Below are 13,776 nucleotides of genomic sequence, written 5' to 3' on the forward strand. Positions count from 1 at the left end.
TGCTAGCAATGGCCATAGACCCACAGTTCCACGAGAACCGCGACCAGGTCGACGAACACGAGGGACACTCGGTCTGGGGTCCCGTCGACGAACCCGAGGAGCTCGGCATCCACGGCACGCACGTCGCCGTCGACTTCGACATCTGCATCGCCGACGGTGCCTGCGTCGAGGACTGTCCCGTCGACGTCTTCGAGTGGATCGACACGCCGGGTCACCCCGAGAGCGAAGAGAAGGCGGATCCCGCGAACGAAGCGCAGTGTATCGATTGTATGCTCTGCGTCGACGTCTGTCCGGTCGACGCCATCGACGTCGACGCCGGACGAACGGCCTGAAAAGACGCTGCGCTTATTCGGCGCGATCGACGTCGACTTTCTCCTTCAGGCTCTCGAGCCCGTCGGCTTCGGCGAGCTCCTGTAATCGCTCGCGGAAGTGCTCCTCGCAGAGGCCAACTTTGAGTCCGTCGGACTCGGCTGCGAAGGCGGCCTCGCGGTCACAATAGTGGCAGTTCATACCCGCCCGTTGGGACCACGACGCATTGAACCCTCCGCTAGCGGCCAGCATTTAGGTCAGTCGCCTGTCAGCTCGAGTCGCTCGTAGGCCCGCCGAGAGAGCCCGTCGACGCCGAGGCGCTCGTCGTGAGCGTCGCTGCCGCCGGTCGCGAGCAGGTCGTGGCGCTCGATCGCCCGTTCGACGGGCTCGCGGTCGACGTCGCGGCCGTACGGGTACTCTAACTCGACGGCGTCGAGGTCGGCCGCCAGCGCGAGCGCGCGCTCTGGATCGCGGTACCGCAGCGGATGCGCGAGCGAGACGAGTCGGCACGACTCGGCCAGCGCCGCTCGCCCCGTCTCGAACGACGGAACGTCTCGGGGCACGTAACACGGGCAATCGGAGCCGATGACGTGGTCGAACGCGCCCTGATAGTCGTATTCGGTCTCGGGATGGGCCTCGATCGCTCGCGCGATGTGTGGCCGCCCGAACCCGCCGTCGACGGTCACGTCGAGATCGATCCCCAGCCGCGACTCCACGCAGTCGACGATCGCCCGCCCGCGCTCGATCCGGTTTTCCTGAATATTCGCGAGAATGGCCTCGAGCGATGCGCTCGGCTCGAGCCCGTAGCCGAGCAGGTCGATCCGCTGTCCCCCCGGCGTCCCGACGCGGAGTTCGATTCCGTGGACGAGCGTCACGCCGTCGCGCTCGACGACCGGCCCGTCGAACGGCTGGACCCGATCGTGGTCCGTCACCGCGACGACATCGACCCCACCGCGGCGAGCGGCCTCGGGAACCGCCTCGAGCGTGAGGCTGCCGTCCGAGCGCGTCGTGTGGACGTGCAAGTCCGCATATGGCATACGCTAACCGAACGGGGCCGCTCGTAAAGGCGTTTCTCCGGGTCTGCGCCCGGATTTCCGATATCTCTAGGGGCGTAATAGGTGTATTAGGTATCCAGTGCTACTAGGAAACATGGATGGACAATGTTTATAATTATCGTTCACAGAGGATAGGGCGTAATGCTGCTCAATGGCACCGGCGAGGTCATCGACGACTACGAGTATCCCGCGACGACCGACGAACTGATCGAGGACCACGGCGATCGCACCCTCGAACTCCCGAACGGTAGCGAGACGGTCGGCGATGTACTCGCCCGCCTCGAGCCCGAAACCTTCGAAACCGCGGAAGACGCGCGCTTCGCCGTCTACTCCGCCGTCAGCGACAAGGCCGTCGGCCGCGTCGGCTACAGCGACCGCGACCCGACCCCGGTCGGCAGCCCGTACTCGCCCGACGCGGTTTCCTTCTAAGGACCGAAGTTTTTTACTCTCGGGTCGGCCTCCGGCCGACCGCTCGAGCAAAAAAATTCGATTAAAAAAGGCCGAGCGCGCCGACGGCGCGCTCGGTACGACTGCTTGCGTTCAACACTGGCGGAGAGGCTACCGCTAGCATCCGCGAGCGACCAACGGGAGCGAGCGGGCCGACGACCGACCCGGAGAGCGCGGTGCGAAGCGCCGCGTCACGGCGAGCGGCCGAAGGCCGCGAGCCAGGGGAGGGAGGAGTGCTTTTATACTAAATTTTGCCGAGGGCCGCCAAAGGCGACCCGTGGTTCGAAAGGCGCGAAGCGCCTTTCGTCATCAAGCGAGACCTTCGGTCTCGCGGACAGCGAGGGACCTTCGGTCCCTCGAGCAGTCGGCGCGAAGCGCCGACGACCTCGCGAATTCTGGCGGGACGTACGTCCCGCTGACCTCGCGGGAACTTCGTTCCCGCTTAGCTTCGATTCGCTCAGTCACGAGAGAGCTTCGCTCTCTCGAACGCAGAGCAAAATTTAGTTGAAGGTGTCGATGACCGGAATGCCGACCGTTTCGAAGTCGGTCATCGCGTCGAGCTTGTCGCTGACGTCCTCGAGTTCGATGGTCTCGGAGACGACTTTTTCGGGCTCGAGTTTCCCCGTCGAGACCATCCGGAAGATCTCGTCGTAGCGGGTCGGGGGCATGCCCAGCGAGCCGATGAACTCGATCTCCTGCATGACCATCGCGTCCGTCGGCAGGTGGACCATCCCTTGCTCGTCTTGGGTGGTGAGCCCGACCTGGATGTGCTGCCCGCGGGTACCGAGGCTCATCACGGAGTTCTGGCTGGTGGTTTCGATCCCGAGCGCGTCCATCGCGATGCCGGCTCCGCCGTCGGTGATCGACGTGACCTCGCCGGGAACGTCGTCGACGTCCTCGGCGTTGACCGTCTCGACGGCCCCGAGTTCGCGGGCTTTCTCGAGCTTCTCGTCTTTCAGATCGACTGCGACGACGTTGCCGCCCAGCGCGTCGGCGATGTGGACCGCCGAGAGGCCGACGCCCCCGCAGCCGTGGATCGCCACCCAGTCGCCCGCGCCGATGTCGGCGCGGTGGGCGAGCGCGTGGAACGACGTCATGAAGCGACAGCCGAGCCCGGCCATGTCGACCGACGAGACGCCGCCGGGGAGTTCCACGAGGTTGTGATCGGCGACGGGCACGTGGAGTTGCTCGGCGAAGGCGCCCTGTGCCTCCTCGATGAAGCCCAGCGGCATGACGTTCTCGCAGGTGTTCGAGTGGCCACGTTGACACTGCGGACAGACCCCGTCGCCGAGGTTGAACGGCACTGCGACGTGGTCGCCCTCGGCGACTCCCTCGACGTCCTCTCCGACGGCGACGACGCGTCCGGCCGGCTCGTGGCCCAGGATCTGGCCCGGCTGCGTCTCGAGGCCAAGCCAGCCCCAGTCGCCCTGCCAGCCGTGCCAGTCGCTCCGACAGACGCCGCAGGCTTCGACCTCGACGACCGCGCCGTCCGGCGTCGGGTCGGGCGCGTCGACGTCTTCGATCGACAGCGGTTCACCGTGTTCCTCGAGGACTGCTGCGCGCATGGGTATGGTTGTCTATGGCATACTACAAATAGGTCACACTCCGTTGCAGTGGCTGACGGAACGAAGCGAGCGGAGACGAACAGAGCGGCGTCGACCGTCTGCGTTACTAACTCAGTCCAGAAATCCCATCGCGTCGGCCAGCTCGAGGGGCACCGCGCCCTTCTGGTAGCCTTCGACGTGGCCGTTCGGTCGGACGCGATAGACGACGGCGGGACGGTGGCGAACGTCGGGCTGTTCGCCCCGAACCGCGGCCCAGGCGTCGTCTCGGAAACTCGAGCAGTCGACGAAGAGGACGGCACCGCCGCCGTGTTCGGCCAGCTGGCCGTTGGTCTTGGTCTCGGCGGTGTCGCGGACGGCGGCGACGGGGCCAGACGCGGCGCGGTTCCCCGGCGGTTGCGGGCGCGTGACCTCGACGAGGACGTTGGTGTCGCCGTTTTCCGCCCGGAAGTCCAGCGAGTGTCCGGTCGTGACTTCGATCTCCGGGACCACGTCGTAGCCCGCGTCGGTGAGGATCTTCGCGGCGATGAACTCGGCCATCGCGGCGCTCATTCGGACGCGGTCGACGTGATCGCTGGTGCCGAGTTTGCCGGACATGACGTGTCGGTACTCGTCTAAGACGCCGGTCCGCAGGAACTCCTCGAAGAAGCGGGTCGTCTCTCGGCGACCGGCGTCGGGAAAGCCGCCAGCGTGTTCGCGGAAGAACGAGCGGGTCGAGTCCCGTCCGTCTTTGGACATGAACACCGGCAGGAAGAACCACGAGAGGTGCGGATAGTCGGCGAGCCAGGGGTCTTCCTCGTGCAGCGTCGCGATTAGCTCCCGCTGGGCCCACCGCGAGACGTGATAGGGGACCTCCCGCCAACCGAACTTGTCGGTCTTCCAGAGTGCGGAGGGCGTCTCCGTGTTGCCCATCCAGTAGGCGTCCGAATCGGTCCGTGCGAAGAGCGCGACATCGCCGTTTTGCATCTCGAAACGGTGTGTCTGCCAGTCGCCACCGCTCTTGAACCACGGCGAGACTTCTTGTGCGCCGATATTAGATTGGAGCGGCTGGAGAATATCGTGTTCGACTCGCCCGTCGCTCCAGGACTGGGGCGAGTATCGAAAGCGAAGCGGCCGTGCCACGATCAGTTCTACGCCGCGAGGGTGCATATATCGTTCGTTGTCAGCCAGCGGACGAATCCGCCGCTTGACCGGAACGATAAGTAAACCGCTCTGCCGACCGGACTACGTTTCACGCGACTGGAGGTGTGATGGACCGTTACATTAATAATCGCCAGCGTCCTATCATGTTCATACTTACCATGTCAATGGGTGCCTATGACGAAGACGAACACGAGCGCCGCGAAAAGCAGGCCTCGAGGGTCGACGCCGACTTCGACGACGAGCGGACGATCTACCACGGCGAGGTCGAGTACGATTCCGGCGATTCCGCCGAGGAGCTCCTGGACAAGTTCGAACAGATCAAGTCGGACTAGGGCCGGCTGACTCGCGTTCTCCTCCTCCCTTCCGATGGTCTCGCCCGCGAGTCCATCGCACAGTCCGCTCACCTCCGGAACCGCGCTGCCGCGTCAATCGAGGGCGTCCCAGCCCGGCGTTTCGGGCGCGCCGCGGTCCGTTTCGACGGCGTCGGCGACGGCCGGTGACGGGACCGTCTCGTCGGCCTCCTGGTAGCGGCGGTGCCAGTCGCGGATCGCCGGACCGACCCACGACTCCTCGTCCGCGGACTCGGATTCGGCGGCCGCTCCCTCGAGCGCCCGCGCTTTCGCCCGCTCGTAGTGGTGATCGGAGATCGCCAGCGTGCCGGGGCTCGAGGCGGCGGCGACCGCGACGGGCTCGGCGCGATCCCGTCTGGTGAGTTCGCCCGCGGCGGCCCGTTCGACGATCCCCTCGAGATCGGCCGGCCGGGGATGACAGAAGAGCTTCGCACCGATCGCCTCCGTCCCGAGCAATAGTCCGTCCGGATCGTCGTGATCGGCCGCGAGCAGGCGCTCGCCGCCGAACGCCGCTTCGACGCGCTCGCACTCGGTCTCCTGCTCGAGCGCGAGGTTGTGTTCCGGATACGCGCCGCACTCGTCGGGGTAGAGTTCGCTCTCGTGGATCCGACACTGCAGTGTCGTCGGGTCGAGAAAGACGCAGGTCGGCAGCCACGTCGGGTCCTCGCGACCGAACGGGGCCACCGGTTTCGGCGGCTTCCGGAGGCCGACGAAAAAGGCGGGGCGACCCGCGACGGCCGCGACGGTGTGGCCGTCGATTTCGACGCCCTCTCCCTCGCGCTCTCGCGGAGCGTCTCCGCTCGCGGCCGCGGAGCGCTCTCCTCGTTCGCCTTCTGCACCGCTCGAGGAGTCCCCGGTGCGTGACTCCGCGCCGTCGCGGGCATACCAGAACCGCGGCGTCAGGGCCGCGGCCATTCCCGCCTCGAGGAACGCCCGCACCTCGTCGCGGGTCAGCGGGACGAAGGTGGCGTCGTCGTCGAGGGGCTCTCGCCGGGCTCCCCGCTCGGTGCCGGTCCCGTCGAACGGATCGCGCGGTCGCTGGCGTCGACGGTCGGCGTCGCGCTCGGTTCCGCCCCCGCCGTCGTCTCGAGCGGCGGCCGCCGCCTCGTCCTCGAGCAGTGCTCGCCAGTTCATACAACAGCCGGCACAGCCCTCGCAGTTCACCTCCATGGGTGACGGTATGTCACTGTGCCCCATAACCGCTGTGCGGGGTATCGCCGTCCGCCGCCGCGAGCGGCGCGTCCGGTCTCCCGGGAGAACGACTTTGACCGTCGGGCACCCACGTTCACGTATGTCGAAGGATTCCTGTGACGGCTGCGGCCGAACGGTCACCGTGTCGGGCGGGATCGCCAACCTCTGGTCGTTCGGCACCGACGCCGGCACCGTCGGGACCGCGATGACGCTGGAGCTTGAGGACGGGACCTCGCATCTGCTGTGTTATCCGTGTATCGAGGCCGTTCCCGATCATCCGACCGCCGAAGACATCGAGCGGTTAGAGCAGGTCGACGACGAGACCTCGCGACTCAGCGCGCTGTAGCGCGACGCGGGGCCCCACACCGGTGGCTGTGGCGGATCGCCCACCGAAAAATGGCGGAGTTGGGAATGGAGGCGAAAGTGGCGGTACCGGCGTACCGCCCCATGACAAGCACAAGCACACAACCCGATCCGCGGCCATAACCGCGGACCGACCGCGACCGCGAGCGGAAGGGGTGGGATTCGAACGCCACGGGGCGAAATGCCGCCGCGGAACCAGATGGCACCGCGGTGCTCTACCGCTGAGCGACCCTTCCGCAGGTCAACCCGACGGCGGATTTCGTATTTGTAATCGGCCGGCTACCCGCCGGGCCGGCGGTCGCTATCGATCCGTAGGGGACCGATACCGGCCGGTAGCTACCCGTTTCGTCCTCGTTCGAACGGCACCGGTCTCCGGTCGCTCTTCACCTCGAGCGACGGTCCGCAGCCTTTAGGACGCGGCCGCGCCCTGCATCGAACGGTGAATACCGAGCGGATCTTCGAGGAGTTTCCCGCACCGAGTTACCGCGGAACCCAGGAGCAGGCCCTCCGCGACGTTCGCGACGCCTTCGCGGCCGGCAACGACGTCGTGCTCGTGCGCGCGCCGACGGGCAGCGGCAAGTCCCTGCTCGCCCGCGCCATCGCCGGCTGTGCTCGACGTGCGGACGAGGGCGATCCCAGCGACGCGACGGGCGCGTACTACACGACGCCGCAGGTCTCCCAGTTAGACGACGTGGCGGCCGACGACCTGCTGGCGGATCTCAACGTCATCCGCGGGAAGTCGAACTACACCTGCATCCTGCCGGAGGAACGCGAGACGCCGGTCAATCAGGCACCCTGCGTGCGAGAGCGGGGATACGACTGTTCCGTCAAACACCGGTGTCCGTACTTCTCGGACCGCGCGATCGCGTCGAACCGCGAAATCGCGGCGATGACGCTCGCCTATTTTATGCAGACCGCCGGCAGCGAGGTCTTCCGCCAGCGCGACGTCGTGGTCGTCGACGAAGCGCACGGCCTCGCCGAGTGGGCGGAGATGTACGCGACGATTCAACTGGGGCCGCGAACCGTGCCGTTCTGGGACGATTTACGCGTTCCCGAGGTCGACGACGTTGAGCGCGCCGTTCGCTACGCCGAGAGCCTCGCACAGACGTGTACGCGCCGCAAGGACGACCTGCTCGCACAGGACTCGCTTTCCCCCGCCGACGTGCGCGAACGCGACCGCTTGCAGGAGCTCATCGGCGAACTCGAGTGGTTCGTCTCGGACTACCGCGACCCGCAGAGCCCGACCACGTGGCTGGTCGATCAGTCCGAACTGCGGTCCCGCGACGCCGGCGACGCTGGAGACGACGGCGACGACGACCCGCAGGGCGGTCCGCTGACGATCAAGCCGATGAATCCCGAGAAGTATCTCCAGCACACCGTCTGGGACCGGGGCAACAAGTTCGCGCTCCTCTCGGCGACGATCCTCAACAAGGACGCGTTCTGCCGACAGGTCGGGCTCGATCCCGCCGACGTCGCCCTGGTCGACGTCGAACACACGTTCCCCGTCGAGAACCGACCGCTGTACGACGTGACTCAGGGGAAGATGACCTACGACGAGCGCGGCGAAACGACGCCGAAGATCGCCCGGACGATCGTCCGGCTCATGCAACACCACCCCGACGAGAAGGGGCTGATCCACGCCCACTCCTACGACATTCAGGACCGGCTCGCCGATCTCCTCGAGGACTTCGGTGTCGGCGATCGGGTTCGAACGCACGACCGCGACGGCCGCGACGCCGCCCTCGAGGCCTGGAAGGCCGGCGACGACCCCGACGTCTTCCTCTCGGTGAAGATGGAGGAAGCGCTGGATTTGAAGGGCGATCTCTGCCGCTGGCAGGTCATCTGCAAGGCACCGTTCCTCAACACGAGCGACTCGCGGGTGGCCCACCGACTCGAGGAGGGACAGTGGGCGTGGTACTACCGGACGACGCTCCGGACCGTCATTCAGGCCTGCGGTCGGGTCGTCCGCGCGCCCGACGACTACGGCGCGACGTACCTGGCGGACTCGAGCCTGCTGGACTGTTTCGATCGCGCCCGAACGGACATGCCGGACTGGTTCGAGGCGCAGGTCGATCGCATGTCTCGACCCGACCTGCCGGCCTTCGAACCGCGGGCCGCGCTCGGCGGGAGGTCGTCAGAGTCGGGCGGCAGATCCGGCACCCGTTCGAAAAGCGGGTCGTCACGACGGGGCCGAGCCGGCGAGGCGGAGTCGAACGACGGCGGACGCACCGACCGTTCGTCGTCGCGATCGCGACGATCGGGTGGCTCCTCCCGCTCGAGCCCGCTGGCGGACGTCTGGGACACGGACGAATAACGGCGGTCGACGACCGCTCACCCGCGTCCGGTTCGGAACGGGGAGCCGTCGCTCGCGTCAGGCGTCGCGTTAGAACATCGCGATCGCACTCCCGGCGACCATCGAGGTCATCATGAGGATCGCGAAGACGAGGGCGATGAGCTGGCTTCTGTTCATGTTCGAAGGAATTCGCTCCGCGAGTATCAATGTCACGACCGATCCCCGTTGACGCGAGCCGTCTCGGTCGTCGCGAGCGCAGGTCCGAGCGCTCCGCATCGGGCGCACCCGATCTCGCGGCACGTGACGATTCGGGACCTCGTCACTCGAAGCGCGCGTCGACGACGACGTGTGCGACGCCCGCGCTGTGGCTCTTCACCCGCCGCTTCTCGAGCACCTCGAGCTCCCGATCTGCCGTGTCGGCGGCCGCCTCGAGGCGCTCGAGGGGCCGCTCCCACAGCCGCGCTTCGGGGGTCGCCTCGTGATAGTGAACGACGCCGCCGGGAACGAGCGCCGCGAGGGCGTTCTCGAGGAACTCGTGTGCCTCGTCGGTTCGCGTTCCGTGGTCCGAGCCGTCCCCCGCGTCCGTCTCGTCGCTCACGGTGCCGTCGGAACTGCCGTAATAGCCCATCACGACCCGGTCGGCCTCGATCTCGCTCGCGAGGTCGCGGCAGTCGGTCATGTAGGCGTCGACGCGATCGTCGACGTCGTTGAGCACGGCGTTCTCGAGCAGATACCGGAAGGCGGTCGGGTTGATCTCGGTCGCCGTCACCTGCGCGCCGGCCCGAGCCATCGGGAGGGTGAAGTAGCCGATGCCGGCGAACATGTCGAAGACGCATTCACTGTCGCTTCCCAGTTCGCCCATGCGCGCTCGCTCGGCCTGATTGCCCGGCGAGAACATCACTTTCGCGGGGTCGAGCCCGTATCGGGTCCCGTGCTCGGTGTGAATCGTTTCTGTGTCGCTGTCACCCGCGATGAGACGAGTTTGGGGTTCGCGGTAGGTGCCGGCCGCGCCGTCGTTGGCGATCCCCTCGTCGGCCAGCACGCTGTCGGCCTCGCCGTGGAGTTCGAGCAGCGCCTCGCCCAGTTCGGACTCGTCGGGACAGCCCTCGGGCACCGTCACGAGGATCACCGAGCCGATCACCGCCCACGAGCCCGGAACCGACTCGAGGTCCTCGTCGCTCCAGCCGCGTTCGGCCAGCAGATCCTCGAGATCCGTGCGTCGGGGCTCGGGCTCGAGTTGTTTAACGACCTCGAGCACCGCGGTCTCGGTCGGCGGGTCCGTGATCGGCAGCGCGACCCCGTCGGGCCCGGCCTCGCAGATCGCGTTGCTCCCGTCCTGTTCACGGGTCTCCGACCCGTTCGCACGGTCCGCGGGCGTCGCTCCGCTTCGCGCTCGCGCCTCGCGCACGCGGCGCGAGTCGTCGTAGACGCCCTCGGCGCGCAGCGACTCGATGGCCGCCTCCGCGCGCGGTTTCTCGACGATGGCGGCGAGCGGGGCGTCCGCCACCGCGGGTTCGAGCACGTCGTCGACCGCCCGCTCGAGGGCGTCGTCGGACCTCGACGGGTCCGCCGTGCCCTCCGCGACCGCGTCTCTGTCGGTTGTGTCCCCCTCGGTCGCGTCTCCGCTCCTCGCGTCCTCGTCAGTCATCGCTCTCGTCCGGCAGCACGTGCAGCCCGGCGCGGCTCTTCAGCACGGGCACGGTCTCGGCGTCGGGATCGAAGTAGTCCGGTCGGGAGACGGTCTTGGCCCGAAAGGTCTCGGGGTCGAGTACCTGCACGGCGTTCTCGTCCTCGACGGTAACGACCGTGGCTTCGACTGCGTCCTCGAGGTCGCCCAGTTTCCGCGCGTCGGGTGAGTTGCCCTCCTCGTAGCTCGCCTCGTAGCGCTCGCCGGTCGTCACGCGGACGCCCTTGAGATTGCCGCGGGCGCTGCGGACCAGGACGGGGCCGTCCTCGTCGTCGGCGAGATCGATCACGTCGCCGGGGGTATAGGGCGGCAGGCGGACGGCGAAGGTGACCCGGTAGACCTCGTTACCGTCCTCGTCCTCCGTGACGAGGGTCTCGGCGTCGTTGACGGTGCCGCCGAACTCCTCGATCATCTTGTTCGAGATCTTCTTCCCGATCTTGTTGGTCGAGACCTTGATGTTCAGCCCGTCGTCCGTCTCGCCGACTTCGGTGACGAAGGCGTTGCGGTCGCCGGTGGCCTCCATCTCTTCTACGATTTGGGTCGCGATCTCCTTCGCTCGCTCGATCTCCTCGGTCGTCGGAGTGCGGTCCTCGGCGCGGATTTGGACGATGCTGGCGTAGTAGTCGCCGGCGATCCGCCCGCAGCGGGTACAGGTCTGCCGGGCGATCCTGACCGGGACCGTCACCTGCTCTTCGACCGGCGTCCCGCGGACGACGCCAGTGAAGAAACAGTGCATCCGGATCGTGTTCTGGTCGACCTGTTCGGGATCGATCTGCCAGGCGACGTCCTCGACGTCGACGTGGACGGCCAGCGCCTCACTGACCTCCTCGATGGCGATGTCCGTGTAATCCTCTGCGCCGACGTCGACCCACCGATTTCCGCGGTAGACCGCACCGCAGCGGGCGCAGACGCGAACGTCGATCCGGTCCGGCGCGTCCACGAAGTCGAAGTCCTCGAAGTAACAGGAATCGCAGAGTTCGACCTCGGCACCGGGCCGCAACGGATCGTTCGCGTCGCTCGCCGACCGCTCGGGCACGGGATCCCCGCACCGGGGACAGAACGCGCGCGACTCACTCATTGGCCCCGTTTGGGGTCTCGCGGAGTTAAGGGACGCGTTCCATCGCTCGAGTCGCCCGTCTCGTTCGAAGCGATGGTCTCTCTGTCACGACTCGCGACCGGTTCCGTCCCGTGACGTTCGGGCCGCCCTATACGAACCGAAGGAGACCGGGCGAATAAAACGTCAGACATCCGTCACACGGCCGCCGATTCCATTGCGTCAGACGTGACTCCGTCACACGGTCTCCAGGCGAAACGAGGGGGTTCAGTCGACCGGCAGCAGAACTATCAGACAGAATTACAATCCTGGCCGTAGTTACTGATTTGCGTTTTTGAAACGAACTGCAGTAGTACTGCCATACGTCTCATATGGCGTCGCGCTCGGCTTCGATCCGTTCGACGTACGCGTCGGTGACGGCGTCGAAAATCGCGTCGCCGGCCTCGGCAGTGGCTTCGCCGGGGTCTCCGAGAACGCCGTTCTCGGTGATCGAACCGAACCCCTCGCTGAGCAGTCGCGCGGTGGAGATCGATCCCTCCGGCCCCGTCTCGAGCCGATCCGTCCGGACGAGCCCCTCCTCGATCGCGAGGATCATGGCCGTTTCGGCGGCCCCGGCGTGGATCACGTCCTGCTGATACTCGACGCCGGCCTCGCGGAGCCCCTCGTTCAGCAGTTCCATATGGTCGTCGAGGTCCGCGAGGGCGATCACGCTCGCGTCGATCTCGCGGGCGATTTCGGGCGCGACGGTCGAGACCGGCGCGAAGTTCCCGCCGTGGGTCGGGACGAGGACGACGTGCTCGAACCCGTGCTCGTCCAGCGAGCGACAGTAGGCGCGGATCATGTCCATCAGCGTCTCCGGCGGCATCGTGATTGTTCCCGGAAATTCCATGTGGTGACCCGAGCAGCCGGGCCGAATCGTCGGCGCCGCCAGCGCGTCGCCGAGCTCCGCGGCGATTCGTCGAGAGAGTTCGTCGCCGTCGAGCGTGTCCATATTCAGCGGCAGGTGCGGCCCGTGTTGTTCGATCGAGCCGACCGCCACGATCACCGTCCGCGTTCCGTTCTCGAGCACCGTCTCGACTTCCGGCCACGTGCACTCCTCGAGGAGTCTCGAACTGGGAGAGGGCATTCGTCGTTTCGACGGAACGAGTCAATGCAAATATAGTTCGGGGACGATCGGTGAAGTCCTTCCGTTAGTCGATCCGCTATAGACCGGCTAGTACACGAAAAGGCGTCCCGGGCGAGCCCCCGATTGCCAGGGACGCCACCGGTTCCCGGGAACCGCACTCGAGAGTTGGCACTCGTCGAATGTCATTCTTTCGCAGGACTGTGGAGAAAGTCAGGATCAATCGAATTCGGAAGCCGACCGCGCTCGAGGGTAGTCACGAGCGTATCGTCAGGGTACTTATTTCTCCTGAGCCCATTGTTTGAGGTATGAACTGGCAGGCGGACTGGGGGCTGCGGTTTCGAATGTTCGTAACGATGTTCCTGCTGTTCGCGCTGTACATCGTCTTCGCGGGCGTGATCACCGCCTACGTCGGCGGCGGGCTGTTGCTCTTCGGGCTGTTCTTCGGCGGGTTCTCGCTCGTGCAGTACTACTTCAGTGACACGCTCACCCTCCGGAGCATGGGCGCGAAGACGGTCTCGGCCGACGAGTATCCGCAACTGCACGCCTCGATCGAGCGCCTCTCACAGCAGGCCGACCTCCCGAAGCCGAAGGTGGCGGTCGTCGATTCGAAGGTCCCGAACGCCTTCGCGACCGGGCGCAACCAGCGCAACGCCGCCGTCTGCGTGACGACCGGGCTCATGAACACGCTCGAGCAGGACGAGCTCGACGGCGTCCTCGCCCACGAACTCGCCCACGTCAAGAACCGCGACATGATGGTGATGACGATCGCCTCGTTCCTCTCGACCATCGCGTTCATGATGGTCCGCTGGGGCGCGTTCTTCGGCGGCGGTCACAGCCGCGGCCGCGGCGGCGGAGGCGGCGGCATCGTCGTCGCCATCCTCGTCTCGCTGGTCGTCTGGATCATCAGCTACCTGCTCATTCGAGCGCTCTCCCGGTACCGCGAGTACGCCGCCGATCGCGGGGCTGCGGCCATCACCGGCAACCCCTCCGCGTTGGCGTCGGCGCTGCTGAAGATCTCGGGCGAGATGGACAAGGTCCCGAAAGACGACATGCGCGAGGAGGCCGAGATGAACGCCTTCTTCATCATCCCGATCAGGTCCGGCGTCATCGGCCGGCTCTTCTCGACGCACCCGCCGACCGAGCGCCGCGTCGAACAGCTCCGCGACCTCGAGCGCGAAATGCAGGCCTTCTAAGGG

At 66.5% G+C, this 13,776-nt stretch carries 15 protein-coding genes and 1 tRNA gene; 6 read left to right on the top strand and 10 right to left on the bottom strand.

The annotated features are described in order from the left end of the window. The first annotated feature begins 8 nt into the window (after positions 1-8). Positions 9-332 carry a 4Fe-4S dicluster domain-containing protein gene (locus tag LDH66_RS17085; RefSeq protein ID WP_226482292.1) on the top strand — a complete coding sequence of 108 codons (324 nt, stop codon included), beginning with the start codon at positions 9-11 and terminating at the stop codon, positions 330-332. Between the two features lie 13 nt (positions 333-345). Here LDH66_RS17085 and LDH66_RS17090 read toward each other — a convergent pair whose 3' ends face one another. Then, positions 346-510 (bottom strand): DUF6757 family protein, encoded by a 165-nt coding sequence (locus tag LDH66_RS17090; RefSeq protein ID WP_006183007.1) that lies wholly within the window; start codon positions 508-510, stop codon positions 346-348. 56 nt (positions 511-566) lie between these two features. Then, positions 567-1,346: a PHP domain-containing protein gene (locus tag LDH66_RS17095; RefSeq protein ID WP_226482293.1), complete on the bottom strand. Its 780-nt coding sequence runs from the start codon at positions 1,344-1,346 to the stop codon at positions 567-569. A gap of 159 nt (positions 1,347-1,505) precedes the next feature. Between LDH66_RS17095 and LDH66_RS17100 the strand changes: the two genes are divergently transcribed. Further along, the gene (locus LDH66_RS17100; protein ID WP_226482294.1) at positions 1,506-1,793 is read left to right on the top strand and encodes a DUF5789 family protein; all 288 of its coding nucleotides are present in this window, start codon (positions 1,506-1,508) and stop codon (positions 1,791-1,793) included. 518 nt (positions 1,794-2,311) lie between these two features. Here LDH66_RS17100 and LDH66_RS17105 read toward each other — a convergent pair. Then, positions 2,312-3,376, bottom strand: a complete 1,065-nt coding sequence (locus tag LDH66_RS17105; protein ID WP_226482295.1) for a zinc-dependent alcohol dehydrogenase family protein — start codon at positions 3,374-3,376, stop codon at positions 2,312-2,314. A gap of 111 nt (positions 3,377-3,487) precedes the next feature. Next, positions 3,488-4,495 carry a DUF5784 family protein gene (locus LDH66_RS17110; protein ID WP_226482296.1) on the bottom strand — a complete coding sequence of 336 codons (1,008 nt, stop codon included), beginning with the start codon at positions 4,493-4,495 and terminating at the stop codon, positions 3,488-3,490. Between the two features lie 179 nt (positions 4,496-4,674). On the opposite strand from LDH66_RS17110, the gene LDH66_RS17115 reads away from it, so the two are divergent. Next, positions 4,675-4,848 (top strand): DUF5786 family protein, encoded by a 174-nt coding sequence (locus LDH66_RS17115; protein WP_226482626.1) that lies wholly within the window; start codon positions 4,675-4,677, stop codon positions 4,846-4,848. A gap of 93 nt (positions 4,849-4,941) precedes the next feature. On the opposite strand, the gene LDH66_RS17120 is transcribed toward LDH66_RS17115, so the two are convergent. Further along, positions 4,942-6,036, bottom strand: coding sequence for a YkgJ family cysteine cluster protein (locus tag LDH66_RS17120; protein ID WP_226482297.1), 1,095 nt, complete (start codon positions 6,034-6,036; stop codon positions 4,942-4,944). Between the two features lie 121 nt (positions 6,037-6,157). On the opposite strand from LDH66_RS17120, the gene LDH66_RS17125 reads away from it, so the two are divergent. Continuing rightward, a complete protein-coding gene (locus LDH66_RS17125) occupies positions 6,158-6,403 on the top strand; it encodes a DUF7561 family protein (RefSeq protein WP_226482298.1) in 246 nt (81 codons plus the stop codon). A gap of 164 nt (positions 6,404-6,567) precedes the next feature. Here the strand turns inward: LDH66_RS17125 and LDH66_RS17130 are convergent. After that, positions 6,568-6,656, bottom strand: a tRNA-Gly gene (locus LDH66_RS17130). 203 nt (positions 6,657-6,859) lie between these two features. On the opposite strand from LDH66_RS17130, the gene LDH66_RS17135 reads away from it, so the two are divergent. Further along, a complete protein-coding gene (locus LDH66_RS17135; RefSeq protein ID WP_226482299.1) occupies positions 6,860-8,734 on the top strand; it encodes a helicase C-terminal domain-containing protein in 1,875 nt (624 codons plus the stop codon). A 69-nt stretch (positions 8,735-8,803) separates the two neighbouring features. Here LDH66_RS17135 and LDH66_RS23005 read toward each other — a convergent pair whose 3' ends face one another. The 4 genes from LDH66_RS23005 to LDH66_RS17150 all read right to left on the bottom strand — a co-directional run bounded on the left by LDH66_RS23005 (position 8,804) and on the right by LDH66_RS17150 (position 12,580). Continuing rightward, a complete protein-coding gene (locus tag LDH66_RS23005; protein ID WP_264182502.1) occupies positions 8,804-8,926 on the bottom strand; it encodes a hypothetical protein in 123 nt (40 codons plus the stop codon). A 106-nt stretch (positions 8,927-9,032) separates the two neighbouring features. Beyond that, positions 9,033-10,361 carry a class I SAM-dependent methyltransferase gene (locus tag LDH66_RS17140; RefSeq protein WP_226482300.1) on the bottom strand — a complete coding sequence of 443 codons (1,329 nt, stop codon included), beginning with the start codon at positions 10,359-10,361 and terminating at the stop codon, positions 9,033-9,035. Then, positions 10,354-11,478 (bottom strand): 60S ribosomal export protein NMD3, encoded by a 1,125-nt coding sequence (locus tag LDH66_RS17145; protein ID WP_226482301.1) that lies wholly within the window; start codon positions 11,476-11,478, stop codon positions 10,354-10,356. Before LDH66_RS17145 ends, LDH66_RS17140 begins: the two co-directional genes overlap by 8 nt. 343 nt (positions 11,479-11,821) lie before the next feature. Beyond that, positions 11,822-12,580, bottom strand: a complete 759-nt coding sequence (locus LDH66_RS17150) for a creatininase family protein (RefSeq protein WP_226482302.1) — start codon at positions 12,578-12,580, stop codon at positions 11,822-11,824. Positions 12,581-12,885: 305 nt separating this feature from the next. On the opposite strand from LDH66_RS17150, the gene htpX reads away from it, so the two are divergent. Further along, entirely contained in the window at positions 12,886-13,773 is an 888-nt protein-coding gene (gene htpX, locus LDH66_RS17155; protein WP_226482303.1) for a zinc metalloprotease HtpX, read from the top strand. Positions 13,774-13,776 lie beyond the last annotated feature (3 nt).

The organism is Natrinema amylolyticum, assembly GCF_020515625.1.
GTDB lineage: Archaea > Halobacteriota > Halobacteria > Halobacteriales > Natrialbaceae > Natrinema > Natrinema amylolyticum.

Coding starts and splice junctions, on each gene's coding strand:
- LDH66_RS17090 (WP_006183007.1), bottom strand. CDS start 510: ATGAACTGCCACTATTGTGACCGCGAGGCCGCCTTCGCAGCCGAGTCC.
- LDH66_RS17125 (WP_226482298.1), top strand. CDS start 6,158: ATGTCGAAGGATTCCTGTGACGGCTGCGGCCGAACGGTCACCGTGTCG.
- LDH66_RS17085 (WP_226482292.1), top strand. CDS start 9: ATGGCCATAGACCCACAGTTCCACGAGAACCGCGACCAGGTCGACGAA.
- LDH66_RS17105 (WP_226482295.1), bottom strand. CDS start 3,376: ATGCGCGCAGCAGTCCTCGAGGAACACGGTGAACCGCTGTCGATCGAA.
- htpX (WP_226482303.1), top strand. CDS start 12,886: ATGAACTGGCAGGCGGACTGGGGGCTGCGGTTTCGAATGTTCGTAACG.
- LDH66_RS17150 (WP_226482302.1), bottom strand. CDS start 12,580: ATGCCCTCTCCCAGTTCGAGACTCCTCGAGGAGTGCACGTGGCCGGAA.
- LDH66_RS17120 (WP_226482297.1), bottom strand. CDS start 6,036: ATGGAGGTGAACTGCGAGGGCTGTGCCGGCTGTTGTATGAACTGGCGA.
- LDH66_RS17140 (WP_226482300.1), bottom strand. CDS start 10,361: ATGACTGACGAGGACGCGAGGAGCGGAGACGCGACCGAGGGGGACACA.
- LDH66_RS17100 (WP_226482294.1), top strand. CDS start 1,506: ATGCTGCTCAATGGCACCGGCGAGGTCATCGACGACTACGAGTATCCC.
- LDH66_RS17115 (WP_226482626.1), top strand. CDS start 4,675: ATGTCAATGGGTGCCTATGACGAAGACGAACACGAGCGCCGCGAAAAG.
- LDH66_RS17145 (WP_226482301.1), bottom strand. CDS start 11,478: ATGAGTGAGTCGCGCGCGTTCTGTCCCCGGTGCGGGGATCCCGTGCCC.
- LDH66_RS17095 (WP_226482293.1), bottom strand. CDS start 1,346: ATGCCATATGCGGACTTGCACGTCCACACGACGCGCTCGGACGGCAGC.